The sequence below is a fragment of the Thioclava sp. IC9 genome (assembly GCF_002213225.1).
GTDB lineage: Bacteria > Pseudomonadota > Alphaproteobacteria > Rhodobacterales > Rhodobacteraceae > Thioclava > Thioclava nitratireducens.
Window position 1 is genome coordinate 36,490 of the sequence record NZ_NBNX01000004.1, and the last position, 26,817, is coordinate 63,306.

A 26,817-nucleotide genomic window follows, 5' to 3' on the forward strand; every position below is an offset into this window, starting at 1 on the left:
ACACAAGAACAAAAACGCGCGCCACCCGGGCGCGCGTTTCTCGTTTCCTTGTCGCGATCGTCAGGCCCGCTGACGGGAGACCGCGAAGATCGCTCCCAGCATCAGCCCGGCGACGAGCGCCGCGCCGCCGCCCGCGACAAGCCGCGAGCCGCCATGCTCGGACAGCGCCATCGCGGGGGAACTGTCGCTCGCCTCGTCGGAGAAGCGCCCCCGCGCCGCCCAGTCACCGTCGACGCTGTCATAGAGATTGTCGGCCCGATCAGGATCGGCAGCCTCGCCCGTCTGCTGCCCGGACACCGCCGTGCGCGCGAGGTAGAGATCGCCCAGTTCCGGCGCGAGCTTCTCCGACAGGATCGCCTTCACCGCCGAGAAGCCCAGCCAGTATTCCCGCTTCGGATGGTAGGCCGCGTGATGGATGCCGTCGGCGATCAGCTCCGGCTCGAAGACCGGCGCGACCGGGCGCGGGCGGTTCGGCAGCTTGCTGCGGGCCCAGTCGAATTGCGGCGTATTGACCGCCGGCAGATGGCAGACGGTGATCTTCACGTCGGAATTCTCGTGGATCAGCTCGGTGCGCAGACTGTCGGTGAAGCCCACGATCGCCGCCTTCGCCGCGCAATAGGCCGACTGCAGCGGCACCGCACGATAGGCGAGCGCCGAGCCAGTCTGCACGATCGTGCCCCAGCCCTGCTGGCGGAACCGCTTCAGCGCAGAGAGCGTGCCGTTGACCGTGCCGAGATAAGTCACTTCGGTCACGCGGCGATACTCTTCCGGGGTCATCTGCGACACAGGCGAGAGTACCGTCACCATCGCGACGTTGATCCAGACGTCGATCGGACCGAAGGCACTTTCAGCGGCGACCGCCGCGGCCTCGACCGCATCGGCATCTGCGACGTCGAGCGGCTGCACGAGCGCCTCGCCGCCCTTCTCGCGAATTTCCTGCGCCGCCGTCTCGAGCCGCGCCTTGTTGCGGGCTATCAGGGTGATGCGGTTGCCCTTGGCAGCGAAGCGGCGAGCGACGGCGCGCCCCACGCCCGCGGATGCGCCGGTAATCACGATATTCGTCATGTGCGGCTCCTTCGTTGTGAACGGTTTCGTCAGTCTGTCTCAGAGGAAGAACCGGCACGGGCGAGATCGGGTTGCAGGAGCGCGACTTCACATTCTGGTGCGTTGCGGCGGGCATCGCCTGCGCAAAGGCACATGCGGCAAAGGAAAAGGCGACCCCGTCTGCCGGGGCCGCCTTTCTCGAGAAATAGCTTTGAACGGGCCGTTACGCCGCGAGCGTCTCCGTCGAGGAGAAGAACATCGCCTGGCTGACCGCCGACTGCACCTGGCTCTCGGTGTAGGGCTTGGTGATCAGGAAGGCCGGTTCGGGCCGCTCGCCGGTCAGCAGGCGCTCCGGGAAGGCGGTGATGAAGACCACGGGCAATTCGTTGCCGAACTGCGCGAGAATGTCGTTCACCGCATCGATCCCCGAGGAATTGTCCGCCAGCTGGATGTCGGCGAGGATCAGGTCCGGTTTGTCGGTCGCGGCAAGCTCCACAGCCTCGGTGCGGGTGCGGGCGATGCCGGTGATCTGGTGGCCCATATCCTCGACGATGGCGCGAATATCCATTGCGATGATCGCTTCGTCCTCGATGATCATCACTTTACCCGCGACGGACGTTTCCATCTCGCGGATCGCGATGTCGATCAGTTCTTTCGCCTCTTCGGCATCGACCTGCATGATCGTGCCGATTTCCTCGATGCGGAACCCTTCGATCGAATGCAGCAGAAGCGCCTCACGGGTGTTCGGCGTCAGCGTCGACATGTGGTCCTGCGCGCGGGCCGAAAGCCGGTTGTCCGGCTCCCCCAGCGGCGCCCCCGCGGAGGCCCAGACCAGGTGGAAGGCGTGGAACAATGCGAGCTTCGGATCGTTGTTCTCGAAAGGCGACGTATCTTCGAGTATGGCCTCGAGCGTAGCCGCGGCGTAACGGTCGCCGCTGTCCTGGCTGCCGGTAAGCGCTCGGGCATAACGCCGTAAATACGGCAGGTTGGCTCCGATGGTGCCGGCGATGTCTTCGGACATGAAAACCCCCTTTTGCGTTTTTTCGGGAACCAAACTCTCTGGCCCCGCGTTCGGTTCCGTGCAAAATGAGTGGGATCGAAACCGGATGTATAGTGATATGGCAGACGAAAAGCCTAAGTCCAGTATCAGGGACCAGATCAATCAAAACCTGAAGAAGGTTTACGAGGAGGCGCTTCAGGAAGAAGTGCCGGATCGGTTCAAGGATTTGCTGGCGCAACTCAAGGCGAAGGAGGGCGGAAAATGACTTCGCCCTCCAACACCAATTCGTCCAAAGCCAATGCCTCCAGCGAAGCCCGCGATCCGCGTGAGGAGCTGCCCGATCACCTCGGGGCCCTGCGTGCCTTCGCGCTGTCGCTGACCCGGAACTCGGCCTCGGCCGACGACCTCGTGCAGGACACGATCGTCAAGGCGTGGTCGAATATCGAAAAGTTCGAACGCGGTACCAATTTGCGCGCATGGCTCTTCACGATCCTGCGCAACACCTTCTATTCGGACCGTCGCAAGCGCAAGCGCGAGGTCGCTGACCCTGAAGGGATTCACGCCGCATCGCTCTATGAGAAACCTGCGCATGACGGACGTCTCGCGATGAATGATTTCGTCGAGGCCTTCGATCAGCTCAGCCCGGAACATCGCGAGGTGCTGACCCTCGTCGGCGCATCTGGCTTCTCTTACGAAGAAGCTGCCGGCATGATGGGCGTCGCCGTGGGCACGGTGAAAAGCCGCGCCAACCGCGCACGCGCCCGGCTTGCGGAAATGCTCGGGCTCGAGGAAGGTGAAGATATCCTGTCCGGCACGGATCGAAATTCCCTCGCCGTGATGGGCAAATCCGGAGTTGCCGCCGCATGAATTCGGAAGCCGCGAAAGCGGCAGACGACGAGCACTACAGTGATCACGCCCCGTTCCGAGCCAGGAAACGGGGCGTCATTCCGTTTTTCGACGGGCTTGGCGTGCGCCTCGCCTTCATGTTGGCGGTTGCTCTCTTCCCTCTGCTGATCATCGCCGTGCTGCAATCGACCTCGGTCGTGCGCGAAGCGCAGGCGCGGTCCGAAGCCGCCCTCATGGGCGAGACGATGCGCGCCGTCGCCGGTGAGACGCGGGTGATCCAGCACGCGCAGGACGCCGCGCGCGTCCTCGCCAGCACGGTCCAGCCGCTCGTGGGCAATGCCGAGGCCTGCTCGAACTGGATGCGGCAGATCTCAGGGGCCTTTCCGGAGTTCTCGCTCGTCTCCTTCATCCCAGACAGCGGCAAGATGACCTGCTCGAATTCGGGCAAGAGTTACGACTTCAAGAACCAGGACGTCTTCGAGAAGATGCTGACTGCGGACCGCACCAGCTTCTACGTCAACCGCGATGCGCCGGTGTCGGGTACCTCCGTGCTCGGCGTGGCCCATCCGGTCTACAACGCGGCGGGCGATCATATCGGGATCATCGCGATCTCGATGAGCCACTCCTCGCTCTCGCTGGCCAAGGATGGACCGAAGCTCGCCGATGACCGGCCGCTGGTGATCATGACCTTCGACCGCGAAGGCACGATCCTGACCTCCTCGGACGGGCTTTCGAACACCCAGTCGCACCTGCCGGTGGACCGCTCTCTGAAACTGCTGGCGGGCAATGGCGCGGTGACTTTCTCGGGGGACTCCAACCTCGGAATAGAACGGGTCTATTCCGTCGTCGAACTGGTGCCCAACCAGCTCTACGCGCTTGGCAGCTGGCCCGCACAGGCGGCCTCGGCGCTTAGTCCCTTCGCTGATATTTCGCCTGTGCTGTTCCCGGCCCTGATGTGGATGGCGAGCCTGCTGGTCGCCTACTTCGCAATGCAGAAGCTGGTGATCGGCCATGTCCGCAAACTGTCGAGCGCGATCTCCAGCTTCGCCACCGGCAGCCGGATCGTGGGCAATCTCAACCTGTCGACCGCACCGTCGGAAATCCGCGACCTCGCCGAGGCCTATGACCGGATGACAGAAACCATCCTGCATGACGAGGCCGAGCTCGAGGACATGGTGCACCACAAGGAAGTGCTGCTCCGCGAGGTCCACCATCGGGTGAAGAACAACCTCCAGCTCATCGCCTCGATCATCAACATGCAGATGCGGCAGGCGCGCACGCCCGAAGCCAAGGGGCTTATGAAATCGCTCCAGGAGCGGGTCATCTCGCTCGCCACGATCCACCGCGGGCTCTACCAGACCTCAGGCCTCACCGACATTCAGGCGCAGGAACTGCTGCCCGACATCGTGCGCCAGATCACCCGGCTCGCGACCGGGCCGGGCCGCCATATCGCGGTCGATTGCAATATCGACGACATCCACCTGACCCCCGATCAGGCTGTGCCCCTCTCGCTTCTGCTGACCGAAGCGATGACAAACGCGATGAAATACGCCTCTGCCCGCGACGGCAAACCGCAGCTCGACATCTCGCTGCGCAGACTCGAAGGGATGCAGGCGCGGCTCTGCGTGCGCAATACCGTCGATAGGGATGCCCCGCCGCTGGAGGCCGTCGAAGGCACCGGGCTCGGTTCGCAACTGCTGAACGCCTTCGTGCAGCAGCTGGGCGGCTCGATCGAGATCCAGACCGACGAAGACGAGTATATGCTCAGCGCCGCGTTCGCACTGCGCCCCCTCGTCGAGAGCGAATTGCGTCACGAAGAACGCTTGAAATCCGAGACGCCCGAAACAGTTTCTGATGAGAGCCATTGAATGAGATACCAGCCGCGGCGACCACAGGTCACCCTCGCGGCCGTTCAACCCAACGAGCCGCATGGAACGTCTTAAACAAGCCGGAGTTCACGCCGAGAGCCGCGTAAAGCTGCTTTTGACCGCAGCAGAGGCCTATCCCGTGCTCGAGGATGCCTTTCTCGACGCGCGTCATTCCATTCATTGCTCATTCCGCGTCTTCGACCTCAACACCACACTGAAATCCGACCGCGGGCGCGCGATCGGCAAGACGTGGTTCGACCTGATCATTCACATGCTGAAGCGCGGCGTGAGGATACAGATCGACCTGACCGATTTCGATCCCTGCGCAAAGCCGGATCTTCACCGGATGACATGGTCGTCGATCCGCATGTTCTGCGCCGCGCGCGAACTGGCGGGCGGTCCCAAGGCGAAGCTGAAATTGCGCGCGCTGATGCACCCGGCACAATCGGGCATCGTGCCGCGTACGATCTTCTGGCCCTATGTCTATCACAAGCTCGGGCAGCACACGTCGTGGCTCAACGACATGGACGAGGCCAAGCGGCTGACCGCGATGCGCGACATGCCGGGTCTGCGGGAATATCTCGAGGCCGGATCGGATTGCAAAATCCGCCGCAAGTTCGTCGCGACGCCGCCGAAGCTGTTCCCGGCGACACACCACCAGAAGCTCGCCGTGTTCGACGACAAGAAGCTCTATATCGGCGGGCTGGATCTCGACAACCGGCGCTTCGACACCCCCGTGCACGAGCGCGACGGCGAGATGACATGGCACGATGTGCAGCTCATGATGACCGGCCCCGTCGTCGCCGAGGCGAAGGCCCATCTCGAGAGCTTCCACGAAAGCTGCTCCGGCGAAAACCGCGCCAAACCGCCGCGCCGCCTGCTGCGCACCCTGTCGCAGCGGCGCAAATTCGCGACCTTCCGCATCGGGCCGAAGTTCTATCGGACCGAGATCGAGAACGCGCATGAGATGCTGATCGCGCGGGCGCAGAAGCTGATCTATCTCGAGAGCCAGTTCTTCCGCTCGCGCACTCTGGCGCACCACCTGGCCCGGGCGGCGCGGGAGAACCCCAATCTCAACCTGATCCTGATCCTGCCCGCCGCGCCCGAAACGCTGATGCTGGCCGATCGCCCGACCAGCGACGTGCGCTATGGCGAATATCTTCAGGTGCGCGCGCTGGATACGCTCCGCGAAGCCTTCGGCAATCGCCTGTTCATCGGCTGCCCGGCAGAGCCCTGCCTTGCCGACCCCGGTGATGAGGGGGCGCTGCGCACCGGCGGCGCGCCGCTGATCTACGTCCATGCGAAGGTCTCGATTTTCGACGAGGACGCCGCGCTGATCACCTCGGCCAATCTCAACGCGCGGTCGCTGCATTGGGACAGCGAGGCGGGTGTCTATCTGCGCCGCAACGACGGCATCCCGGCCATGCGTCGCCGCCTGATGCGCCATTGGCTGCCGCCCGCGCCCGAAGAGGCCTTCTTCGACCCGACGCGCGCAGTCTCTGCCTGGGCGGAGCTGGCCCGCGCGAATGCCACGAAAGCCCCCGAGGATCGCGAGGGCTTCGTGCTCCCCTATGACGTGGAGGCCGCGCGCAAGATCGCGCGCAAACTGCCGTTCATTCCGGAAGAAATGGTCTGATCCGTCGCCGCGACCCGCCGGTTCAGTCGGCTTCGAGCTTCTGCTCCGGCTCGGATTTCGGGTCGGGCAAGCTGTTCGTCAGCACCAGCGCCCAAAGCAGCAGCGGGATCGCCACGATCCCGCCCAGCGGCCCCCAGAGCCAGATCCCGAAGGTCAGCGACAGGAACACCAGAAGCGGATTGAGGCGCATCTGCCGCCCGATCGCGGCAGGGGTCACGAACTGGGCTTCGGTCGCGTTCAGCACGATATAGATCAGCGGCGGCAGGATCACGCGCACCCCGTCGAACGTGGCCACGCCTGCGAATCCTAGCGCGATGATGAGCGCCGCGGGGCCGAGATAAAGGATGTAGTTGATGAGGAAGGCCACAAGCCCCCAAAGCGGCGCGTTCGGGAGCCCGATCAGCTGCATCGCGACGCCCACCGCCAGCCCGAGACCGCCATTCACCACCGTGATCGTGAGGAAGTAGCGCGACACCCGTGTCTCCGCCTTGCGCAACCGCGCAGCCGTAGCGCCGCGGCTCGAAGGCTCCGCGAGGTGCTTCGCGATCCAGTTGTAGATTTCGCCGCGCGAAAGCTGGAAGAAGAACAGCGCCCCGACATAGATCAGCGCCTGTGCGATGATGGACGGCGCCAGCATCACGAGATCCTTGGCATCCGGCACGGCGCTCTTGTCGCCATTGCCGCCGCCATCCTTGGCGCCATCCGTCGCCGGCGTGATCGCGTCGCTGACCTCTTTCGAGGCGTCCTGGATGCCTTGGAACATGTGGCGCATATGAATGATGGTGGAGCGCATGTCGTCCATCACCTTCGGCGCCTGTCGCATCAGTTCGGAGACGACCGGCTGGATCACGAGGACCAGCAGCACGGCGATCATCAGCGAGATCACGAGCGAGGTAAGCGCCCCCCAGACAGGCGACAGACCTCTTTTCTCCCATGCATCGGAAATCGGTGAAAGCACGATCCCCACGACGAGCGCGAGCACGACGGGCGCGAGTAGGCTTTCCACCTGGCTCAGCGCAGCCACGACAGCGATTACAGCGATCACGATCATGGCGATGCGCGACAGGGTCTCCAGGCGATGCATTTCGAGAATTACTTCCCTCTTGGTTTCGCGATCTAACGCCGTCGGACGATAGCGGGTTCCCTGTTTTTGTGCTGCCGTGCAGAGGAACATCGCCCCCGGCGAAACGTTGACGAAAGACGCCTGAACCCGCGTCTTCATCTTGAAAGGAGCGACGCCATGAATTGGGATCAAATAAAAGGCAACTGGAACGAAATGAAGGGCAAGGCCCGCGAGAACTGGGGCGAATTGACCGACGACGAACTTCAGGAGGCCGCAGGTCATCGCGAGCAGATGGTCGGCCTGATCCAGAAGAAATACGGTAAGACCAAGGAAGACGCCGAGCGCGAAGTCGACACCTGGTCCAGCTCGATCTGATCTTCAGAAACAGACCCTGTTTCAGCGTAAAACATGCAAACCGGCGCCGTAGAGATCGCGGCGCCGGTTTTCTTTTGGGTGTCGGTCTCGCATCCCCACCGATAACCGCGCAAAGAAAAAGGCCGGGCGCGATGCCCGGCCTTTCTGCATACTGCCCAACCGTTCAGTGGGTGGCCTTCGAACTTGACGACGACGCGCTGCCCCCGCCGGTCGAGCCGGCGCCGGACGAGCCGGAACCAGTCGACGAGGTGCTCGACGAAGAGGACGAAGAATGGTTCGCCTTCACCTTCTCGGCCGCTTCGTGGGTCTTCGCCTCGGCCTTGGACGCCACATCCTCGGCTTTTGCCCGCGCGGCATCCTTGGCTTCTTGGGCCCCGGCGCGGACCTCGTCTTCGCCTTTCTGCAGCGACTGACCGACATCGCGCAGCGCGCGATTGGCTTCCTCCGCCAACTGGCGCGAGAGGCGGTCGATCAGCTGCTCTCCGGCAGCCATCGCCTGATCGCCGAAATCGCGTGCGGCGCTGCGCGCCTCGTCACCGGCCGAGCTCATCACCGAGCGGGCGGTCCGCTTCAGTTCATCGGTGAACTGGTCGGCCACCTTGCCCGCACGACGCTTCTCGTCGCGGTACAGACGCTCTGCCTCGTTGAACAGGCGGTTGGCGCGCGGCCCGAAGCTGCGGCGGCTGACATTGACGTCCGGCTTGGGCACCGCGTTGAAGATCGCGGCCCCGACGGCGAAGCCGATGGCGGCAGCGATCAGCGGGTGATCCTTGACCATCTGCTTGCTGGTCGACCCGGCATGGGTCGCCCCGTCGTGCAGGCGAATCCGGGCGGAATAGGCTCTTTCGCGGGCCCGCACCACGCGATCGCGCGCGTCCTCGTTGAGGTCGCTCAGACCCGAGGACAGCGTATTGCGCAGGTCGCTCGCGAATTTCTGCATCACCTCGGAGCGCTCCTTGACGAAGTCGCGCGCCTTGTCGGTCGAGCTGCGCTGCTCGGCTTCGAGATCTTCGAGACGGACCGAGGCGTCATGGCGCAGCGTGTCGATCTCGTCGATCCAGCCGTCGGCACCCGCGTCGCTCGGCATCACGAGCGGATCGGCATCGGCCACCAGATCTTCTTCCTCGATGCTCTCCGAGTTGCGCTGGCGCAGCAGGAACCATGCGATACCGGCGCCGGCGAGGGCGAAGGCCACCGGATTCTTGCGCACGGCCTGTTCGGCGCTGCGGGCGGCAGGCGCGGCGTAATCGCGCACGGCCTGCGACACCTGCTCGGAGAGGTAATCCGGCGCGATACGCGCGGTCAGATCGCCGAGCGTCGATGCGAGATCGGCGCGGTCTTGGCGCAGTCGGTTCTCGATGTCCTGAATGGTTCTCTTCTCGGTCATTTGAAGCTCTCCTTTAGCGCCTGCGCGTCAGCAGACAGGTTTTCCTTGAGACGGGTGGGCGGGCTCGACACTTTGCGCAGCTTCGACGCGGCGATCAGCGCCGCGAGGATGGCGAGGATCAGTAGCACCGCGCCGACGATCAGCGTCGCGGGGCCCCGATCGAGGCCGGCCCATTCCAGCCCGTAGATGGCGGATTGCGTCAGGGGGAAGATCGCGCCGAGGGCGAAAACCAGGGCGACCCCACCGAGAATCGCGGCATTGCGTGCCAGACCAGCCCGGTGGGCCGCTTCAGCGCGCACCAATTCCGCTTCGGTCCGTGCGATCTCGCGCGTTTGCTCGATCACGCGGTTCAGCAAATCGCTCACCGTCCCGCGGCCTTCGTGGCCGTCAGAATTCTCGGTATCGTGGTAATTCATCGACCTCTCCCAAACATGTCGCGACTTCTCGCCGCGATTTCTGTGGTTCCAACGCGGGTTGCGGAATGCGGTTCCGTGACGGCCGCTGCCTCCACCACCCCCGATTTCGTCATTTCGAAGCGCGCGGCCCGGCCACCAGCCAGATCAGGAAACCGATCAGAGGCAGGAAGAAGACAAGAAGCGCCCAGAGCACTTTCTTCCCGGTGCTGGAATTCGACCCGATGATCGAAACGAGCGCCCAGATATCGAGTGCCAGTAGGACGATACCCCAAAAGCCACCGAGGCCAGTCATATTCATTTCCATGTCGCCATCTCCCTTTTTCGTGAGCTCATGAATCGCGCCCCAAACGCCGGAAAGCGTTGGATGTTCCTCGGAATCACTGACCCAGGGTAATGGAACTTTCGTGAAATGCGCACGTTTGGATGCCATGAAGGCGCAGCACTCAGCGCTAATGTACGCAACATCCGAAGGAGAATACCCATGCTTGGTTGGGCTCTGACTTTTCTCGTTATTGCGCTGATTGCCGCAGCGCTCGGTTTTGGCGGCATCGCAGGCGCATCTGCCGGGATCGCACAGATCCTCTTCGTGGTTTTCCTGATCCTGTTCGTGGTGGCCATGGTCGCCCGTGCGGTAAAAGGCAAACCGCCGGTGTAAGTGCGAAGACGCTAGGAATATTTCAGGCCGCTCCCACCGGGGGCGGCCTTTTTCATGCGCCGCGCGCCGCGCTCGCGCGCGCCTGCGCCAGCATCGCGTCGAGATTGTCGGCGATGACGCGGGATATCTGCGCGGTTTCCGATTCGCCGATCTCCGTCCAGCCCGTCTTTCGGCGCACGATTTCCGCGCCGAGCCGGAAATAGAGGACCTGACCGCTCATCGCAAAAACCCTGAGCGCCGCGTCAGCGAGGCCCCGAAAAAGCAAGCCGCACGGGCGACCCATGCGGCTTGGCTTCACGTGGATCAGAAGGGACCCGATCAGAACGGGAACGTCACCCGACGGGTCAGCATCAACGAGACCGAACTCTGTTCGCGCGAGCCCTGCTGCACGATCGGGCTGTTCGCCGCATCGCCCTGCAGGCGGTCGTAGTTCAGCTTGCCTTCCACCGCCCAATTATTGCCGAGCTGATAGGTCGCCGACAGTTCCAGACCGGTCGATACGAGGCCGCCATCCGGCGAATAGGCTGCCAGACCGCTCGCCGTCGATTCCGACGGGCTGATGCCGAAATAGGTGCGGTTGTAGAGCCCGGAGCCATAGAAGATGCGCGGGCCGATGCTCAGCTTGAAATTGTCGGTCTTGATCGGCTTCCAATCGGCGCCGATTTCCGCGACGACGGCGTTATGCCCGACCACGCCGTAGCGCATATCCGCGAAAGCGCCCCATTGCGGCGCCTGGTAGCCAAGCCCGAGACCCAGTTCGAGCGAGGTGTCGACATCGTCGAGACCCGCGATTTCGGAATAATCGCTGGAATTGCGCCCGCCGACGAGCCGGAAGGAGCCATGCACGTTCGGGCCCAGCTTTTCGTAATTCGGATCGTCCGAGCCGAACCGCATCCCCTGCAGCGTGAAGCTGTTGAGCTTCACCTTCGCGGTGGGCTTGGTGTCGTAGTGATCCGCGCCGAAATAGGACGGCGCATAGCGCGCGCCCGCACCGATGGTGAAGGTCACGCCACTTTCTGCCTGCGCGCTCGCGGCGGTGCAGACAGCAGCGACCGCAATGGCGGCGCTTGCGGAAAGTTGGCGGATGACTTTTGCCATGGTGGCGCTCCCGAAAAAATGTCCCGATTTGTGCGAACACTGCCAATTGACGGCGAAAAACGCAATCGGCCGGCGCAGATTGCTGCCGATTAGCGGCGCTTATACCACGGCTGGGCGATTTCCTCGATGCCTGTCGGCTGATCCTGCTCCAGTTCACGCCAGACCGTGCCGTCGACCGGGGCGATGGTCGCATCGCGGCCTTGGGTGAAACTCTGGTCACGCACGATCATCCGGTAGGCTGCGTTCAGCGCATCGGCACGCTCCGGCGAAGGCAGGATCAGCGGGGCGATATCCTCGGCCAGCGCCGCCTCTTTCTCGGGCGGCAGCTTGCCTGCTTTCAGCCACGCCTCGATCACTTCGGCATTGGCGCGGAACTCGTCCCCTGCCCTGTTGCTCTTCAGGTAATGGGCGTAATCGCCGCTGCCGTCGGCGCGCGTTCGGTCGGGGGTGCCCGCGAGTCCCTTCTGCGTCCAGTGATACCAGCCGCCGCGATAGGACTCCTTGCCCAGCTTGCGGGCGAAGGCGAAGGTGGAGTCGTCGTTCACGCCCAGCGTGCCGTGACAGCCGACGCAGAACACGGTCTCCTCGAAGCTCTGCGGGCGCAGATCGCCCGTCGCATCCTCGATGAAACCCTGCAGCCGCCAGCCGAACGTGTTGGGCACGCCGGTTTCGGAACTGCCGAAGAACTGCTTGGTGCGATCCGGAAAGGCGTTGTCTTCCTTCAGCTCGGCCAACGCGGTCTCTTCCAGATCGGCATAGGTTTCCCAATCAGTCTTGACCATGTAGCGGAGCTCTTTCAGCCGCGCGGCCATCTGGATGCCCTCGAGGGTCGGGTCGATATAGCGCACGGAATGCACGAATTCGGTGCCCTCCGGGTAAAGCCCGGCGGCAAGCTCGGCGCCGTCCACGCCCGCGCGCCCCGCCCAATGCATCGTGATCCCGTCGAGCGGCGCGAAGGCGAATTTCACCACCTCCGCCTGCCCCATCTTACCGTCGCGGTCCAGATCGACGCCCATCGCGGCCTCATCTGTCGGCTCGATCGCGACATCGGCACGGGTGATGAGCGCCTGCACGATCGCGAGGTTGGTCTTGTAGGTGGCAATATCCTCGACCCCGTCGGCATTCTGACGGAACACCTCCGGCAGACGGATCATCACGTCGTCTGTCGAGCCGTTGGTCGGCCAGAACGTGCCGGGCAGCGGCTGATAGGCGAAGGCGCGCCAGCCGGTCAGGCTACCGTCGGGCCTGCGGTCAAAGCCCTCGTCGTCGAAGGCGAATTGCACGTCGGGGATATAGCCGTCCCACGCCCCGTTGCCATTCACGTCCCAATCCGCGGGCGGATCGGCGAGCTTGGCGGCCAGGGCGATCCCGCCCGCCGCATCGTGGTAATTGTCCTGCCGCACATAGGCGCGGATTTCCGCGCTGTTCGTCGCGGCCAACTCGGCGCGGCGATCTACGAAGAGGTTGCGCCACGGGTTCTCTAGCGCCGGGCCCGGAAACGCATATTCGGTCTGCAGATCGGCATCGCGCACGTAATTCGGATGGCGGGGATAGGTGTGACAGGTCTGGCACGGGTTATGCACCGCGCCCGCCTTGTCTTCCGTCTTGGTATAGCATTGCGGAGGAATATAGGCTGTCGGATTGCCCAGCACCGTGGTCTTCAGATCGACCGCCCCCGCCATCGTGGTCATGCTCAACAGCGCCAGTATCGAAATCCGCAGCATCCGTCAGTCCTCAGTCTTGAAAGAAAGGCGAGGCCCGGGTTGCCGCCGGGCCTCGCCAGAAGTGTCTCGCGAGCGCCCGTTACTGGGTCTTCACGGTGTCATCCATTTGCGGGAACGGGCCGACATAGCCGACATAGGCACGAGCCTGCGCCGGGTCGGTCAGCTTGTCTTCGTCGCTCTCGCCGTAGGGGTGCTGGATCACCGCCATCAGGTAGCCGTGGCCGTTGACGTTCGGGTACCAGTAGGTGGAGGTGGTTTCCGAACCGTAGGGCGTCGACAGGATGCGGGTAAGCTCCTTGGTGTCGGTGTTCATTGCCCAGATCACGTCGTTCTGGTGGCCCGAGCCGGTGTCCTCACCGATGATCAGCGTGTTGTAGCCCGGCATGTAGGTGATGTTGTCCGGGTTCGCGATGCCGTCGATATCGCAGCTGTTGTTCTCGGTCTTCTTCGGCATGCCCGAGATGAAGCCCGAGATTTTCGTCGCGTCGTAGTTGTCGTCGAGCGACAGCGCGTAGACCGTGCCGCACTTGTTCTGCGGCAGGCGGATCGCGTTCATCCCGCCCATGTCCTGCTTAGCGCCATCTTCCATGCCTTTCTCGACCGAGGACATCGAGAGGTACATCTGGTGCTTGTCGGAGTCGTAGGTGATGCCTTCCATCTTCCGGAACTCGGTCGTGGCGCCCTTCATCGAGGCGTAGCGACGGGTTTCCAGACGCGAGGCGATCGCATCCATACCGTCCTTGACCTTCAGGCACTCGGCATTGCCTTCGGCGTTCCCGGCCGAGAAGCCCGCCGGGCAAGAGCCGTCCTCACCGATTTCGGCGGTCTCGAAGAGGTCCGAGAACCGGGTGCCGGCTTCGATCGCCTTCTGGATCGTCGCATCGTCGGCATGGCCCAGATCGACCCATTCCAGATCGGCAGCGCCGCCATCCTGATCCGAGGTCTGGTTCCACTTGGCCGCGTAGAGCGTACCGGCGCTCAGGTCGCCTGCCTTGTCGGCTTCAAAGCGGAACAGGCCGACATTGGTGCCGTCATCCGAGATGTAGGCGGTTTTCTGGTCGGGCATGACATAGGCCAGCTCGACAGCCACGCGGCCCATTGCGAAATGCTTGTCGGCCTTGGCCGACCCGTCTTCCGAGACGGTGATCTCGGTCGGATAGCCGTAGCGATAGGGCTTGTAGGCGTCGCGGAACTGCTCGAGCGACATGCCCTCGGGGTTCACGCCCGCATAGCGCACCATCGGGAAGTCGTAGTCGTCGATTTCGTCGAGCGAGGTCGCCGCTTCGATCGCGCGTGCATCGGCCGGGTATTCTTCCGAACCCAGATGCGTCTCCCACGGCGTCACCGAACCCGCGCAGGGCACCCAGAGACCGTGATATTCAGAGAAGTCGATCGGCTTGGTGGAGACCAGCTTCAGGTTGCCATCGGCATCCTGGCTGACTTCGCTGAGATACATCGCACCGGGGCGCGACTCGAAATGCGTCACCGAGTAGAGCTTGTCGCCCTGACGGATGAGCGAGGTGAAATCGGCGGATTCGGAGATGTGCTCGGAGCCGTCGGCCGACTTGACCGGCTTGCCGTCCTTGTCGGTCAGCAGCGCGAAGGTGTTGTCACCGATCTTGTCGCCCGAGCGCGCCATCACGTGATAGCCGATCTTGTAGTCCTTGCCGTTGACGGTGACCGTGTCGGAGGCGATCGCCTCACGCTTGGCCGCGTCGTCCGTGGCGAAAGGAACGGACGAGAAGGAGATATCGCCGGCATGCGCCGCGAGCGGCAGCACGGCAATTGCGGTGGCTTGGAGGAGGGTGGTGCGAAGCGACATGGCTGATCCCTTGGCTAGTTGCGTTCACGACGCTCCTAACGGCGAAGTGATTCCCTTTTGTGACAATGTCGCGTTTGCGTGAACGGGCGCGCCGCCATTCGCCGGGGGCGCGCGGGGCGCCAGCAGCACCGGCGGCCCCTGCTCCAAAACAGACCCTATTCCAGCCTGTTTTCCGCATTTCGCCTCCCCCTCGCCCTAGGCATGCCCCGCCCGCCCGACGCCAAGCGCCTGTGGCGCAACAGCTTTCAGCAAAGCGCGGGCCGCGCGTTGCGATCACGCGGGGCTTGCGCGATGGTGGGTGAAACGAGGAGTGGCGCGTGAGAGAAACGGCGAAATTCGCGGTCAGCCTGTTCGGGCGGCTTTTCGAGTCGAATATCACCCTCGTCTCGGCGGGGGTCGCCTTCTATTCCATGCTCGCGATCTTCCCCGGCATCTCCGCAACGATCGCATTGTGGAGCGCCTTTGCCGATCCGACGGTAATCCGCACCTATCTAAACGTGGCCGACGATTTCATACCGCCCGAAGCCTATGGGCTGCTCAACGAGCAGATCCAGAGTTGGCTGATCGGGCCGCGTGCATCAATCGGATTGGGCGTCGTGCTCTCGGCCGCCGTGACCCTGTTCTCCGCCCGCGCGGGCGTCGCGGCTTTGGTGCTTTCGCTCAACGTAATTCACGGCACGCGGCCCCGCGCGACGATCTGGAGCTTCATCATGGGCTACCTGATGACGATCGCGCTTGTCGGCGTGATGCTGGCCGCGATGGCAACGGTCGTAGTCGTGCCCATCGTCATCAATTTCCTGCCGTTCCACGAATATTCAAAGATCCTGCTCTCGGGCTTGCCCTGGGCGGCGATGCTTTTGCTGATGCTCACAGCGCTTGGCATCCTCTATCGCTACGGTCCCAATACGGTGGGCAAGCGCGATCCGATCCTGACGCTCGGCGCGGTGTTGGCGACGGCGCTCTGGGGGCTGAGTTCGATCGGGCTGACCTTCTACCTGTCGAATTTCGGCAATTACAACAAGATCTACGGCTCGATCGGGGCGGTGATCGCCTTGCTCATCTGGCTCTATCTGAGCGCCTTTTCGGTGCTGATGGGGGCTGCGCTGAACGCCGAACTCGCCGCCTTCCGCAAGCGCCGCACGCAGGAAAAATTGCGCGACGCGATCGAAGGCGACGCCGAGCCCGGGGGCGAGTAGTCATGGGTTTCACTTATGTCCCGGGGCGGAAATGAAGCGAAACTTATCGCTCAGTAGTTCTTCTCGAAATAGAGGCCGATCCCGCTCTTGCCGTCGGAGCCGACGGTGCCGCGCGCGGTGAGGCTTTTGGTGACATCGAGATTCAGGTTGATCTGCGAGGTGCCGTCGCCGCCCACCGTGACATCGGTATAAATATTGTCCGACAGGTATTTCCCGACCTTGAGCTGGGTATTGCCCTGCGCATCGGTCGAGACGTCGAAATCGTCCAGCCCGAAATTCTTCCGCAGCTTGCCGATGATCCCCTCGCCACCTTTGCCGGCGAGCGTCGCGACCGCCGAGGCCAGTTGCGCCGCCTGCAGAGGCGAGAGATTGTCGATCGAGCGTCCGAAGATAAGCCGTGCCAAAACCTCATCCTGCGGCAGCTCCGGAGAGGAGGTGAAGGTCACCTTCGGCTCGTTCGCCTGGCCCTGAATGTTGATCGAGATCGTGTAGTCGTTTTGCGTCGTGGTCGCGGTGAAGTCGATATAGGGCACCAGCGCGCCCTGCAGCGCGATCCGGCCCTGATCGAGCGTGAAGCGTTGCCCGAGAATGTCGAGCCGTCCGCGCACGAGCGAGAACTGCCCGATCGGGATCACGTTCGACGTGGTGCCGGAGACCCGCAGCGAGCCGCCAAGTTCCGCATCCAGACCGCGGCCGCGCACGAAGATGCCGCGCTCCGAGGCAATGGTGACGTCGAGCGGATAGGACGGGCCCGAAGCCTTGGCGCCGCCGCTCGCATCGCTCTGGCCGTTGTTCAGCAGGTTGGCGCGCTTGAGCGTCTGGCGCACCGCGCCGCTTTCGCCGACATGCTCGATCCCGGCGGGGACCGAGGCGCCGCCGCCGACGCCCGAAGACGGCACCCGCAATTCGGTATCGCTCAGCGTGATGCGCCCGGCGATCTTCGCACCGCCCGCAAGCGGCCCGTCCATCGTGATCGTGCCCGACGCGCGCGTGTCGTAAAGCTCCGGATCCTTCAACCGCGCGCGGTCGAAACGGATCGTCAGGTTGCCGTTGTAGGGCGCCGACAGGTTAATCGGCCCGTTGACCGTGATCTGCCCGCCCGTGCCGAGCCGCCCGGTCAAACCGAGCTGCGCGGCGCCGTTCGACAGCTGCACCTGGGTATTCACATCCTCCAGCACCATCCCGAGGTTCGGAGCAACGACCTTCGTGCCATTCGCCGAGACCGTGCCCGACAGCGCCGACAGCCCCGGCTTGCCGTTCAGCCGCAGATCGAAGCTGAGCGGGCCCTGCACCGAGCGCGGCTCGATAAAGCTGTTGGCGAGCGCGGTCTGTGCCTGTCCGGTTATCGAAAGATCGGCATCGCCGAAATTCGACGCCACGCGGCCGGAGACTTTCGCATCGGTGCCACCCGGGCCGGTGCCCGAAAGGTTCAGCTGATAGCCGCTGCCGTCATCGACCACCGTGCCCGACACCGTCACCGGCCCCGGAAAGCCCGGCGCGAACAGGGCTGCATTCGCCAGACGTGCGTTCAGGTCGATCTTGCGCGACCTCTCGCCCGCCGTCCCTTTCGCCGAGACGTCGAGCTGCGGGTTGCTCAGTTTGAGGCTTTGCACCTCGACCGAGCCGTTGGCGTAGCTCGCCTGCAGGTCGAGATTGGTGGTGCCGGCCAGAAGCTTGTCGGCCTCGGGCTGCCCGATCGCGAGGGATTTGCCGGTGCCCTTCAGCGTCACCCCGTAGCGCTCGCCGTTCAGCGTCACCGTCGCATCGGCCGCCAGCGCGCCGCGATAGCCGCCGCCCAGCACCGAAAGATCGTTGGTGTCGAGCGTGGCAGTCAGCTTGCCGTCCTGGCTGGCCAGCGTGCCCTGTGCCTGAAGCGTGCCCGCCCGCGTCTGCACGTTAAGCGAATCCAGCGTCACCCCGGTCTCGTCGCGCTTGGCCGAGATCGCGATCTCCGACCGACCCGCCAGCGCACGATCCGCCTGCGGCTGGTCGATCGAGACGTCCTGACCGACGAGGTTGAGATTGGCGTCGAAGGCGCCGCTGAGGACGGTGTATTTCCCCGCGACCGTCATCCGCGCCGAACCGCCGAGCTTGCGCCCCGCCAGATCGGACAGCATCGCGAGGTTGGAATGGTCGATCTGCGCCGCGCCCTCGACGGTGATACCTTCGCTGATATTGTCGATCGTCAGGTTCGAATTCAGGCTGTAACCGGTGCCTTTCAGCGCCAGTTGCGACAAGCGCAGAGGCTTGTCCTGCTGCCACGAGAACACGGTGCGCAGGGTTACGGCGCTGCCTGCCGCCGCGCTCAGCTTCGGGTCGGAAAGCTCCAGCCCGTTGATTCCCAGCAGAACCGTGCCACCGACCGAGGGTGGCGAGGCCTGTCGGATACGGCCCGAGCCCGAGAGATTCGCGGTCAGCATCTTTGTGCCATCTTCGCGGCGCAGCTGGTTCAGGCGGCCCGAGAGTTTCCAGCCGTCGCCCTCTGCCTTGTCATAGCCGAGGTCCAGCTTGCCCGATTGCACGTAGGTTTTCGGCCCAGAGATCGGAAGCAGCACTTCCTGCCCGTTGCCCAGTCCGAGGTCAGCCTTCAGGTCGAATTTCACCGGCATGTTGGTCGCGCCGATCTGCGCCGAGCCGTTCAGCTGCAGCGCGCGCGATTTAAGATCGAGCGTGTTGAGCGTGGTCTGCCCCGAAGCCGTGCGGGTGCCATCCGCGACCAGCGCAACCTCGTTGCCGAAGAACTCGTGGTAATCGGGTGGCAGAAGCGGGCGGATATCGCCGCCCAGCGCGACGGAGAATGTCGTGACCGGCGGACTGCCCGCCGGAGCGCCGTCGGGCGTTTTGCTGCCTATGGAGACCTGCCCCGCCAGACGCTGCTGGCCATCGGTGCTCAGCACGATGTCGGAGGTGAAATCGTCGAGCGGCCCGCTTCCGGACACTGCAAGCGTCATCGCCGGATTGCCCGGCAGGCCGATCTTCTGGACGATGATCCCGTTCTTGCCCTCATCCACCAGCAGATCGAGGCCTAGATCGCGGGTGCCGTTGTCGTAAGACGCGGTGAGGGAGAATTTGCCCTTCTTGGTGTCGATCCGGGTGATATCGAGCTTCGCCTTGCCTTCGCCGCCTGCGAGCGACATCGACCCGGTGACTTTCACCGTCGCCTCCTGCCCGAGGATTGGCTCGCCGAGGATCACCTTCTGCGCGTCGATCTTGCCGATCTTCACCGAGACCGGGAGGTCGGGAAGCTGGAAGGGCTTGGCCTCCGGGCTGGGGGCGGTCGAACTGCTCTGGGATGTCGGCAGGCGTGGCAGGTCGATCTCGGCGGCGGAGAGCTCATCGATCTCGATCTTGCCGGTCAGCAGCGCCGAGCGGTTCCATTGGATCGCGCCATCCTTGATCGTGATCCATGCGCCATCCTTGTCGGAAATCGTCAACTGATCGAAGGTCGCGCGCGAACTCAGCGCGCCCGAAAACCCGTCGAGCCGCACGGTGCGCCCGGCGCCCGAGAGGTTATCCTCGATCAGCCCCGTCAGGTAAGAGCGGTCGCGCTGCGTCTGCTGTTCTGTCGCGGCCCCTGCCCCGTCCGCAGCTTGCGGCGAGTTGTCCTGCGCCGCAGCCATCAGAGGCGTCAGGCAGAAAGCGAGAAGGATGGCGAAACGTTTCATCAGAAGGCCTGCCCAATACCGATATAGAGTTGCGCCCCCGATCCGGTGCCGCCCGAGACCGGGAAGCCGACGTCGAGACGGATCGGGCCGATGCCCGTCTTGTAGCGCAGGCCGAGACCTGCGCCTGCCTGCGAGCCCGATTGCCCGCCGCCTGCGACATAGCCGTAGTCATAGAAGGCGACCGCGCCAATCTTGTCGGTGATGCCGATGCGCGCTTCACCCTGGAAACCCACGAATTCGGTGCCGCCGGTTTTCAGCGTACCGCCTTCGAGCACTTCAACGCCGAGCGACTGGTAGGGCTGGCCGCGCACGGTGCCGCCGCCGCCCGAGTAGAAAAGGTAGTCGCGCGGGGTGTTCTCGAGGTTCGAGCCGTAGACGCCGCCCAGTTGCACGCGGCCCGCCAACACGAAGCGATCGTTCTGCCCGAAGCCCTTATAGGCGCGCAGATCGCCCGTGACCTGTACCCCGGTGCCGGTATCGCCTCCGATCCCCACGAAAGGCGTCACCCCGGCCTGAATGTAATAGCCTTTGGTCGGGTCGAGCGCGTTGTCGCGATCGTCCCAGGTGAGTTTTGTCGGCAGATAGACCTGCCGGAAATAGGTCTCGCCGGAATCGTCGGTCACCTTGGACCAGCCGTAATTGATCGAGACGTCGCCAGTCAGCTTGTCGTTGAATATCCGTGTCAGACCGAATCCGATATCGAAGGCGTTCTCGGTGTAATCCTCTTCGTTCTTCTGGCTGATCTCGGTGGTGATGTAGGCGCTGGTTTCCGGGTTGAAGGTGGCCGGGCGGTCGATCCGCGCGCCGATCGAGTAATCCGTGCCGCCCGTCGCGCCGCCGATGCCCGAAATGCCCGCATCCACGCGAAAGCGCTCGCCGCCGCCGAAGAGGTTTCGATGCAGCCAGTAGCCGTTGAGGCCGAGCCCGTCGCTGGAGCTGAGTTCCGCGCCGAGGCCGATCTTGCGCTTCTTCTGCTCGACCACGGCGAGATTCACGTCGAGACTGTCATCGGGGTTGAGCGTCTTCGCCTCGGTAATCGCGACAGAGGAGAAAATCCCGGTGCGCTGCAGCCGCGACTGGACCTGATCGAGCTTCTTCGGATCATAGACCTCGCCCTTGGGGAAGCCCGCTATCTCGCGCAGGCGTTTCGTGCGCAGGCGCTTGTTGCCGGAGGTCTCGAGCCGGCCGAAGGTTACCAGCGGCCCCGGAGCCAGGCGCACATCGGAGGCCAACTGATTGGCACGGTGATCCGCGACGATGTTCTGATAGGAGACTTCGGCCTTCGCGTGACCCGCATCGCGCCAGCCGGTCGTGGCGGCGCTCGCGGCATCGACGATCACGCCCGATTTCGCGACCTTGCCGACCTTGTAGCCCTCGGGCAGATCGGTTTTCGGCGCGACCGGCGCGATATCGGCGCGCGAGAAGGTGAATTCGGGGCCGGGCGTCACGGTTACGACGACGTTGTTCACCGTCGAAGGCGCATCGAGCGGCGGGATCGAGGCCGCCTCGCGCCCGTCAAGCTTGATCGACACGGTGCCGGAATAGCGCCCCTCGCCGAACAGCGCCGAAACGATACGGTTGTAGTCGGCCCGCGCCTCGGCAAGCACGTCCTGCGCGTCCTTGCTCTTGTCGTCTGCGGATTGCGCCAGAAGCGACGCGCCCTGGATCGTGTTGCGCAGATCGTCGGATGCGCCGGGAGTATTGAACTTCAATGAATATGCGAGTGCCGGGGTCGCGAGGATCGCAAGCGCCGCCACGCTCAGATGAAATACTCGGATGGTCTTCGGTCCCATTACTCATGCCCCCGCCCAATCGGAAGCAGAGTTACAGGTAAGCGAAGTGAAAGCTAGGGCAAGCGCGGAATTCCGCGTAGCATCTGAAGGTGATCGGCAGAAATCCCCGCCGCTCAGCAGATCAGTGCGGGCAGAATGCGGGAGACATGTTCTTGCATGTAGAACCGCAGCCAGCGCGAGAACCGCTCGGGATAGCGTTTCACCTCCGCACCGAGATCGTAAAGGCTTAGCCAGCGAGTCTCCGAGACAAGCTCTGGATCGGGGGTCACGGTAAGGCCACGCTGCGCATAGGCGATGTAGATGTCGGTCACCTCGTGCTCGATCAGGCCGTCCCCGATATCCATGCGGTATTCGATACGATCTGCATGAGCGGGATAGAGCCCATCGATGCCCAATTCCTCGCGCAGCCGCCGCCGCGCGCAGGTTTCGGGGCGCTCCCCCCAATCGGGATGGCTGCAGCAGGTATTCGACCAGAGACCGGGGGCTTGCAGGCAATGCGTCGAGCGCTTCTGCAGAAGAAGCTTTTCGCCATCCATGACAAAAATGGAGACCGCCCGGTGGCGGAGCCCCTCGCGATGTGCGTCCATCGCGTCGACGGGGGCGAGCGCGCCCCCGATCCATGCCTGAATCTGGCCCATGAGTCCTCTTTTGCATCCGGTGATCCCGCCCGGCTTGCAGGCGGGTCACGCAGTGCAAAATGGAGCCGTGACCGGACAGAGTCACGGCGTCAGCTTGTCCCTGAGGCACGATGCCGCGCCCCAAGCCTGCTTGACGGATCAGGCCGTCGTTGGCGCCTCGGTCTGCTGACGGCGCGCCAGTTCGTTGCGATAAAGCGCGACGAAATCGACGATCTCGAGGTTGAAGGGCGGGAAGCCACCATCGCGCGTCACGTCCGAGACGATCCGGCGCACGAAGGGGAACAGCTGGCGCGGGCATTCGATCAGCAGGAAGGGATGCAACTGATCTTCCGGCACGCCCTCGACGTGGAAAATGCCGCCGTAATCAAGCTCGAGCAGGTAAAGCGTCGCCCCGTCGGATTTGTTGTTCGCCGTGATCTTGAACTTGGTGATCACCTCGTACTGGTTCTCGACGCTGCGCTTCTTGGCGTCGAGCGAAACCTGCACCTGCATCTCGGGCTGGATGTCGCTGGTTTGCACGCCCTTGGTGGCGACATTGTTCTCGAATGACAGGTCGCGCGTAAATTGCGCGAGGATGTTCATGCGGAGCCCTTGTTGCTCTTGCTGCGGATCCGCGGCGCCGTTGGTCTCGCCATTTGCTTCGTCAGTCATCGACCTCTCCCAAAATTAATTGTGCGAGGTTTAGCACCGGCTGGGAGAAGCCTCAATTCTCAATGACGCGTCCAGCCGGACGGCCCGTCGGAGGGCTTGCCGTTCGGGTGGTCGCGATGGGTCATTTCCTCGACCTCGTCAGCGTCGAGGATCTCCGGATCGCGCGGACGGCGCGGCGCATCTCGGCGGGGGTCGTACTGGTTTGACCGGTAGGCGCCGCCCATCTCGAAGCGCTGCACCTTCACCCGGCTGCCCACGGCCTTCATCAGCGCGTCGCGAATGCCAGGGATCAGCAGCAGGATACCGACCGTATCGGTGAAGAAGCCCGGCGTCAGCAGCAGCACCCCGGCAACGAGAATCATCGCACCATGCGCCAGCGGCCGCGAAGGATCGCGCAATTCATTGAGCGAGCTGCGCAGATCGTCGAGCGCCCGCGCGCCTTCCCGACGCACCAGCGACGTACCGACGATCGCGGTCAGCAACACGATCCCCAGCGTCGGCCAAAGGCCGATCAGCCCGCCCACTTGAATGAACAGACCGATCTCGATCAGCGGCACGGCCACAAAGGCCAGAAAGATCCACATGGCATCCTCTTTTATCGCGTCTTCCGGCAAGCTGCGCCGGTGGACTTGAACTGGTTGACGCCTTACATAAGTAGCGATTGACCTAGAAACAAACACGAAGCCAAACACAGGGGTCTCGATGTCCGGTGCCGTCATTCAGCTTATCGTCCTCGCGGCGATTGCGATCTTCCTGATTTTCAAGCTGAAAAGCGTGCTCGGGACCCGTGAAGGCTATGAAAAGCCGGTCGCGCCGGAAACGCCCGCGACGCCCGCACCGAAGCGTGACTTCGACGTGATCGAGGGCGGGCCGGATCACGACATCATCGATCATGTTCCCGAAGGCTCGACCTCCGCCGTGGCGCTGGCCGCGATGAAGCGCGTCGAGCCCAGCTTCTCGGTGTCGCAGTTCCTGCAAGGCGCACGTGGCGCCTATGAGATGATCCTGATGGCCTTCGAGACCGGCGATCTGGAAAAGGTGCGCCCCTTCCTGTCGCCCGAAGTCTACGAGGCCTTCGAAGGTGCCGTGGAAGCGCGCAAGGAGAAGGGCCTCGACGTTCAGGCGGAATTCCTCGGCCTGCGCGAACTGGTGCTGAGCAATGCCGATTTCGACCATTCCACGAACGAGGCAGAGGTGACCGTGCGCTTCGGCGCAGAAATCATTTCGGTGGCGCGCGATGCCTCGGGTGAGGTCGTCGAGGGCGATCCCAAGACGCCGCGCAAACAGCGCGACATCTGGACATTCGCACGCAAGATGGGTGCGAAAGACCCGAACTGGCAGCTCGTCGCCACGGGCGGCTGAGGCTAGTGCTGTCCTTCGAAGATATTCCCGGCTGGGCCCGGGACGATCACGCCGCCGCTTGGGCGGCGTTTTGCGTTACGGCCGATCTATACGGGATGGACACCGCCGGGCTGGACGACGCCCGAGCCGCTTTCGAGACCTATTTCGCCCCCTATGAAATAGCGCCAGAGGGCGCTGCCCATTTCACTGGGTATTACGAACCCGAACTGCCCGGCGCGCGCGAGAAATCCGCCCGCTTCGCCTGGCCGCTTTATGCGAAACCGGCTGAAATAGGGTCTAATTCGCCTTGGTACACCCGCGCCGAGATCGCCGCGGGCGATCTGCTGGCGGGGCGCGAGCTGGTCTGGCTCGAGAGCCCGATCGAGGCCTATCTCGCGCAGGTGCAAGGCTCGCTGCGGGTGCGGTTTGCGGATGGCGACAGCCTGCGGCTGGGCTTCGACGGCAAGAACGGGCATCCCTACCGCTCTATCGGCAAGGAGCTGATCGCGCGCGGCGCGGCCCCGGCCCAGGAGATGACGCCCGAGTTCATCCGACGCTGGGCCGCCGAGAACCCCGATCAGTTGCAGGAGCTGCTGAACCACAATCCGTCTTTCGTGTTCTTCCGGGTGCTGGATGTCCCGGGCGATACCGGCCCCCTGGGCGCGATGGGGCGTCCGGTGAGCGCAGGACGCAGCCTCGCCGTGGACCCCGAGGTCGTGCCGCTGGGCAGCCCGGTCTGGATCGACTGCCCCGGCTTCGGGCAGCGGTTGATGGTGGCGCAGGATGTGGGCTCTGCGATCAAGGGCGCGGGACGCGGTGATCTCTTCATCGGCACCGGCGCGGATGCCGGGCGCATCGCAGGCGCGATCAACACCAAGGGCCGGATGATCGGCTTGCGGAGGCGCGCATGAGCCGCAAACGCAAACTCAGCCCCGAGGAGCGCGCGCTTTGGGATCGCGTGGCGGCGACCACCGAGAATTACCGCCCCAAAAAGGCCGATCGAGCCGAATTAGAGTCTTTTCTTGCGCCCAAACCCAAGCCGAAACCGAAGGCCGAAGGTCTACGCAGCTTCGAGCTGGGTCAGCACGCAAAGCCTTCGTCCAGCCGTCACGATCTGGCCCCGGAGCCGGGCGAGCATCTTGCGCGCCAACCGGTCACGATGGACCGCAAGGCGCATAAGGCGATGACCCGCGGCAAGCTGAAACCCGAAGGGGTGCTCGACCTGCACGGGCTGACTCTGGCCGAAGCGCATCCCGAACTGATCCGCTTCATCCTGAATTCGCAAAGCCACGGCAAGCGGCTGGTGCTTGTGATCACGGGCAAGGGCAAGCGGGGCGACGATGACGGCCCGATCCCGCGGCGCGTCGGCGTTTTGCGCCATCAGGTGCCGCACTGGCTGCGGATGATGCCGCTCGCGCCCGCTGTCATGCAGATCAGCGAGGCGCATCTGAAACATGGCGGCGCGGGTGCCTATTACGTCTATCTGCGGCGAATGCGCTAACCGCCCGAAATCGGCGCGAGGATGATCTGCGTCGTGTTCTCGACCGTCAGCACCACCGCATCGCCCAGCCCCGTGCGCCCCAGCTGTTCCACCTCGAGCACCTGCGCCACCTGCTGCGCGCTGTCGAGCAGCCGGATCAGCGCGGGCGACGTGACGACGTTGAAATGGCCGTCCCCGGTATTGAAGGCCGAGACGTTGATCACCGTCACCCTGTAGCGTGCGATGCGGGAGACATCTTCTAGATTGCCAAGCCGGTCACGCTTACCCGTCAGCCGCGCCGACAGCTGCAGCGCTCTGTCCTTCGAGGAGGTGAAGATTATGAACGGCGTCGGCAACGTGCCGATCGCGTCGGCCTGCGTCTTGAACACATCCACCGCAATGTCGGGCGAGATCAGGACCACCCCGGAAATCGTCGAAAATCGACCCTGTTTATGCGCAATCGCCTCCTGACGCAGCACCTCCATCACCAATTCCGAGCCCAGAGAATGCGCCACGATCAGGATGCGTTTCGCCCCCGCCGCGTTCAGATCGTCGATCAATTCCTCCAGCCCGTCGCGCGCGAAGAGCACCGAGTCCCGGTCGTAGGCATAGCCCAGCACATTCGCCCGCGACGGCCAGGAGTAATGCACCATCACGCCGGGCAGATCGAAATCCGCGCCCATCTGCGCCATCCGGTACAGGCCTTCGGCGAAGGAGTTGTTGAAACCGTGGACGAACAGCACCGCCTGTCCGTCATGTTTGCGCAGCGCCGTGCGCAGCTCCGACTGGAAGGCGGATCGAGGCATGTCGATCTCGGATTGCGAGACGAGGAACTGCTTATGGGGATCGACCGGCGCAGTGTCGGTCAACGGATAAGAAATTTCGGCCACCTTGCGATCCGGCGGTGTGGCGACATCGAACCGCGCGAGCCGCAGATGCTGACTTCGCGCGGTGCCGAAGGGCTGGCCGGTCTGCGGGTCAGGCGCCCGTGTCGAGCCCACGAAAATAGACCGCGCATCGGCGACCGGGTGATCGAGATAGGCAAGCCGCCCGCGCGGTGCGCAGGCGGCCAAGCTCAGCATCAAGATTACGATCAGAAACCGCGCCATCGCCCGTGCC

26 protein-coding genes are annotated in these 26,817 nt (G+C 63.7%); 10 read left to right on the forward strand and 16 right to left on the reverse strand.

Annotated features, from left to right (window positions below; translation table 11 throughout):
• Positions 1-60 precede the first annotated feature (60 nt).
• Entirely contained in the window at positions 61-1,065 is a 1,005-nt protein-coding gene (locus B6V76_RS11505; RefSeq protein WP_075776648.1) for an SDR family oxidoreductase, read from the reverse strand.
• A 202-nt stretch (positions 1,066-1,267) separates the two neighbouring features.
• Entirely contained in the window at positions 1,268-2,065 is a 798-nt protein-coding gene (locus B6V76_RS11510) for a response regulator (protein WP_075776649.1), read from the reverse strand.
• Between the two features lie 97 nt (positions 2,066-2,162).
• On the opposite strand from B6V76_RS11510, the gene B6V76_RS11515 reads away from it, so the two are divergent.
• The 4 genes from B6V76_RS11515 to B6V76_RS11530 all read left to right on the forward strand — a co-directional run bounded on the left by B6V76_RS11515 (position 2,163) and on the right by B6V76_RS11530 (position 6,394).
• A complete protein-coding gene (locus B6V76_RS11515; protein ID WP_075776759.1) occupies positions 2,163-2,309 on the forward strand; it encodes a NepR family anti-sigma factor in 147 nt (48 codons plus the stop codon).
• Complete coding sequence (locus B6V76_RS11520; RefSeq protein ID WP_075776650.1) at positions 2,306-2,911, forward strand: RNA polymerase sigma factor; 606 nt, start codon at positions 2,306-2,308, stop codon at positions 2,909-2,911. The genes B6V76_RS11515 and B6V76_RS11520 overlap by 4 nt, the downstream gene beginning before the upstream one ends.
• The gene (locus tag B6V76_RS11525; protein ID WP_077701063.1) at positions 2,908-4,758 is read left to right on the forward strand and encodes a sensor histidine kinase; all 1,851 of its coding nucleotides are present in this window, start codon (positions 2,908-2,910) and stop codon (positions 4,756-4,758) included. Before B6V76_RS11520 ends, B6V76_RS11525 begins: the two co-directional genes overlap by 4 nt.
• Positions 4,759-4,819: 61 nt before the next feature.
• Positions 4,820-6,394, forward strand: a complete 1,575-nt coding sequence (locus B6V76_RS11530) for a phospholipase D-like domain-containing protein (RefSeq protein WP_088720003.1) — start codon at positions 4,820-4,822, stop codon at positions 6,392-6,394.
• Between the two features lie 22 nt (positions 6,395-6,416).
• Here B6V76_RS11530 and B6V76_RS11535 read toward each other — a convergent pair whose 3' ends face one another.
• Complete coding sequence (locus B6V76_RS11535; protein ID WP_158275111.1) at positions 6,417-7,478, reverse strand: AI-2E family transporter; 1,062 nt, start codon at positions 7,476-7,478, stop codon at positions 6,417-6,419.
• Between the two features lie 156 nt (positions 7,479-7,634).
• Between B6V76_RS11535 and B6V76_RS11540 the strand changes: the two genes are divergently transcribed.
• Positions 7,635-7,832, forward strand: a complete 198-nt coding sequence (locus B6V76_RS11540) for a CsbD family protein (RefSeq protein ID WP_075776653.1) — start codon at positions 7,635-7,637, stop codon at positions 7,830-7,832.
• A 163-nt stretch (positions 7,833-7,995) separates the two neighbouring features.
• Here B6V76_RS11540 and B6V76_RS11545 read toward each other — a convergent pair whose 3' ends face one another.
• From B6V76_RS11545 to B6V76_RS11555, 3 genes are all read right to left on the reverse strand, one after another.
• On the reverse strand, positions 7,996-9,219 hold the full coding sequence (locus B6V76_RS11545; RefSeq protein WP_088727499.1) for a hypothetical protein: 1,224 nt from the start codon (positions 9,217-9,219) through the stop codon (positions 7,996-7,998).
• Positions 9,216-9,635 (reverse strand): phage holin family protein, encoded by a 420-nt coding sequence (locus tag B6V76_RS11550; protein ID WP_088720000.1) that lies wholly within the window; start codon positions 9,633-9,635, stop codon positions 9,216-9,218. Before B6V76_RS11550 ends, B6V76_RS11545 begins: the two co-directional genes overlap by 4 nt.
• Positions 9,636-9,744: 109 nt before the next feature.
• On the reverse strand, positions 9,745-9,939 hold the full coding sequence (locus B6V76_RS11555; protein ID WP_088719999.1) for a PLD nuclease N-terminal domain-containing protein: 195 nt from the start codon (positions 9,937-9,939) through the stop codon (positions 9,745-9,747).
• Positions 9,940-10,116: 177 nt separating this feature from the next.
• On the opposite strand from B6V76_RS11555, the gene B6V76_RS11560 reads away from it, so the two are divergent.
• Complete coding sequence (locus B6V76_RS11560) at positions 10,117-10,290, forward strand: DUF1328 domain-containing protein (RefSeq protein WP_075776656.1); 174 nt, start codon at positions 10,117-10,119, stop codon at positions 10,288-10,290.
• A gap of 52 nt (positions 10,291-10,342) precedes the next feature.
• Here B6V76_RS11560 and B6V76_RS11565 read toward each other — a convergent pair whose 3' ends face one another.
• From B6V76_RS11565 to B6V76_RS11580, 4 genes are all read right to left on the reverse strand, one after another.
• Positions 10,343-10,573 carry a CerR family C-terminal domain-containing protein gene (locus tag B6V76_RS11565; RefSeq protein WP_088727500.1) on the reverse strand — a complete coding sequence of 77 codons (231 nt, stop codon included), beginning with the start codon at positions 10,571-10,573 and terminating at the stop codon, positions 10,343-10,345.
• Between the two features lie 35 nt (positions 10,574-10,608).
• Positions 10,609-11,388, reverse strand: coding sequence for a MipA/OmpV family protein (locus B6V76_RS11570; protein WP_075776657.1), 780 nt, complete (start codon positions 11,386-11,388; stop codon positions 10,609-10,611).
• Positions 11,389-11,477: 89 nt separating this feature from the next.
• The gene (locus tag B6V76_RS11575) at positions 11,478-13,112 is read right to left on the reverse strand and encodes a hypothetical protein (RefSeq protein WP_088727501.1); all 1,635 of its coding nucleotides are present in this window, start codon (positions 13,110-13,112) and stop codon (positions 11,478-11,480) included.
• Between the two features lie 79 nt (positions 13,113-13,191).
• Positions 13,192-14,934, reverse strand: coding sequence for an alkaline phosphatase PhoX (locus tag B6V76_RS11580; protein WP_088727502.1), 1,743 nt, complete (start codon positions 14,932-14,934; stop codon positions 13,192-13,194).
• 317 nt (positions 14,935-15,251) lie between these two features.
• Between B6V76_RS11580 and B6V76_RS11585 the strand changes: the two genes are divergently transcribed.
• Positions 15,252-16,130: a YihY/virulence factor BrkB family protein gene (locus B6V76_RS11585; protein ID WP_075776660.1), complete on the forward strand. Its 879-nt coding sequence runs from the start codon at positions 15,252-15,254 to the stop codon at positions 16,128-16,130.
• Between the two features lie 50 nt (positions 16,131-16,180).
• Here B6V76_RS11585 and B6V76_RS11590 read toward each other — a convergent pair whose 3' ends face one another.
• The 5 genes from B6V76_RS11590 to B6V76_RS11610 form a co-directional block, all read right to left on the reverse strand.
• Positions 16,181-19,795 (reverse strand): translocation/assembly module TamB domain-containing protein, encoded by a 3,615-nt coding sequence (locus B6V76_RS11590; RefSeq protein WP_088727503.1) that lies wholly within the window; start codon positions 19,793-19,795, stop codon positions 16,181-16,183.
• Positions 19,795-21,588: an autotransporter assembly complex family protein gene (locus B6V76_RS11595; RefSeq protein ID WP_088727504.1), complete on the reverse strand. Its 1,794-nt coding sequence runs from the start codon at positions 21,586-21,588 to the stop codon at positions 19,795-19,797. Before B6V76_RS11595 ends, B6V76_RS11590 begins: the two co-directional genes overlap by 1 nt.
• A 113-nt stretch (positions 21,589-21,701) precedes the next feature.
• Positions 21,702-22,226 carry an NUDIX domain-containing protein gene (locus B6V76_RS11600; protein WP_075776662.1) on the reverse strand — a complete coding sequence of 175 codons (525 nt, stop codon included), beginning with the start codon at positions 22,224-22,226 and terminating at the stop codon, positions 21,702-21,704.
• 138 nt (positions 22,227-22,364) lie between these two features.
• Complete coding sequence (gene secB / locus B6V76_RS11605) at positions 22,365-22,877, reverse strand: protein-export chaperone SecB (RefSeq protein WP_075776663.1); 513 nt, start codon at positions 22,875-22,877, stop codon at positions 22,365-22,367.
• A 59-nt stretch (positions 22,878-22,936) separates the two neighbouring features.
• Entirely contained in the window at positions 22,937-23,461 is a 525-nt protein-coding gene (locus B6V76_RS11610) for an FxsA family protein (protein WP_075776664.1), read from the reverse strand.
• 118 nt (positions 23,462-23,579) lie between these two features.
• On the opposite strand from B6V76_RS11610, the gene B6V76_RS11615 reads away from it, so the two are divergent.
• The 3 genes from B6V76_RS11615 to B6V76_RS11625 are packed head-to-tail and all read left to right on the forward strand — an operon-like array spanning position 23,580 to position 25,719.
• The gene (locus B6V76_RS11615) at positions 23,580-24,239 is read left to right on the forward strand and encodes a Tim44/TimA family putative adaptor protein (protein ID WP_075776665.1); all 660 of its coding nucleotides are present in this window, start codon (positions 23,580-23,582) and stop codon (positions 24,237-24,239) included.
• A 5-nt stretch (positions 24,240-24,244) separates the two neighbouring features.
• Entirely contained in the window at positions 24,245-25,129 is an 885-nt protein-coding gene (locus tag B6V76_RS11620) for an MltA domain-containing protein (protein ID WP_240497851.1), read from the forward strand.
• On the forward strand, positions 25,126-25,719 hold the full coding sequence (locus B6V76_RS11625; RefSeq protein WP_075776667.1) for a Smr/MutS family protein: 594 nt from the start codon (positions 25,126-25,128) through the stop codon (positions 25,717-25,719). Before B6V76_RS11620 ends, B6V76_RS11625 begins: the two co-directional genes overlap by 4 nt.
• Here the strand turns inward: B6V76_RS11625 and B6V76_RS11630 are convergent.
• Positions 25,716-26,807 (reverse strand): alpha/beta fold hydrolase, encoded by a 1,092-nt coding sequence (locus B6V76_RS11630; protein WP_088725333.1) that lies wholly within the window; start codon positions 26,805-26,807, stop codon positions 25,716-25,718. The two genes, B6V76_RS11625 and B6V76_RS11630, sit on opposite strands and share 4 nt — an antisense overlap.
• Positions 26,808-26,817 lie beyond the last annotated feature (10 nt).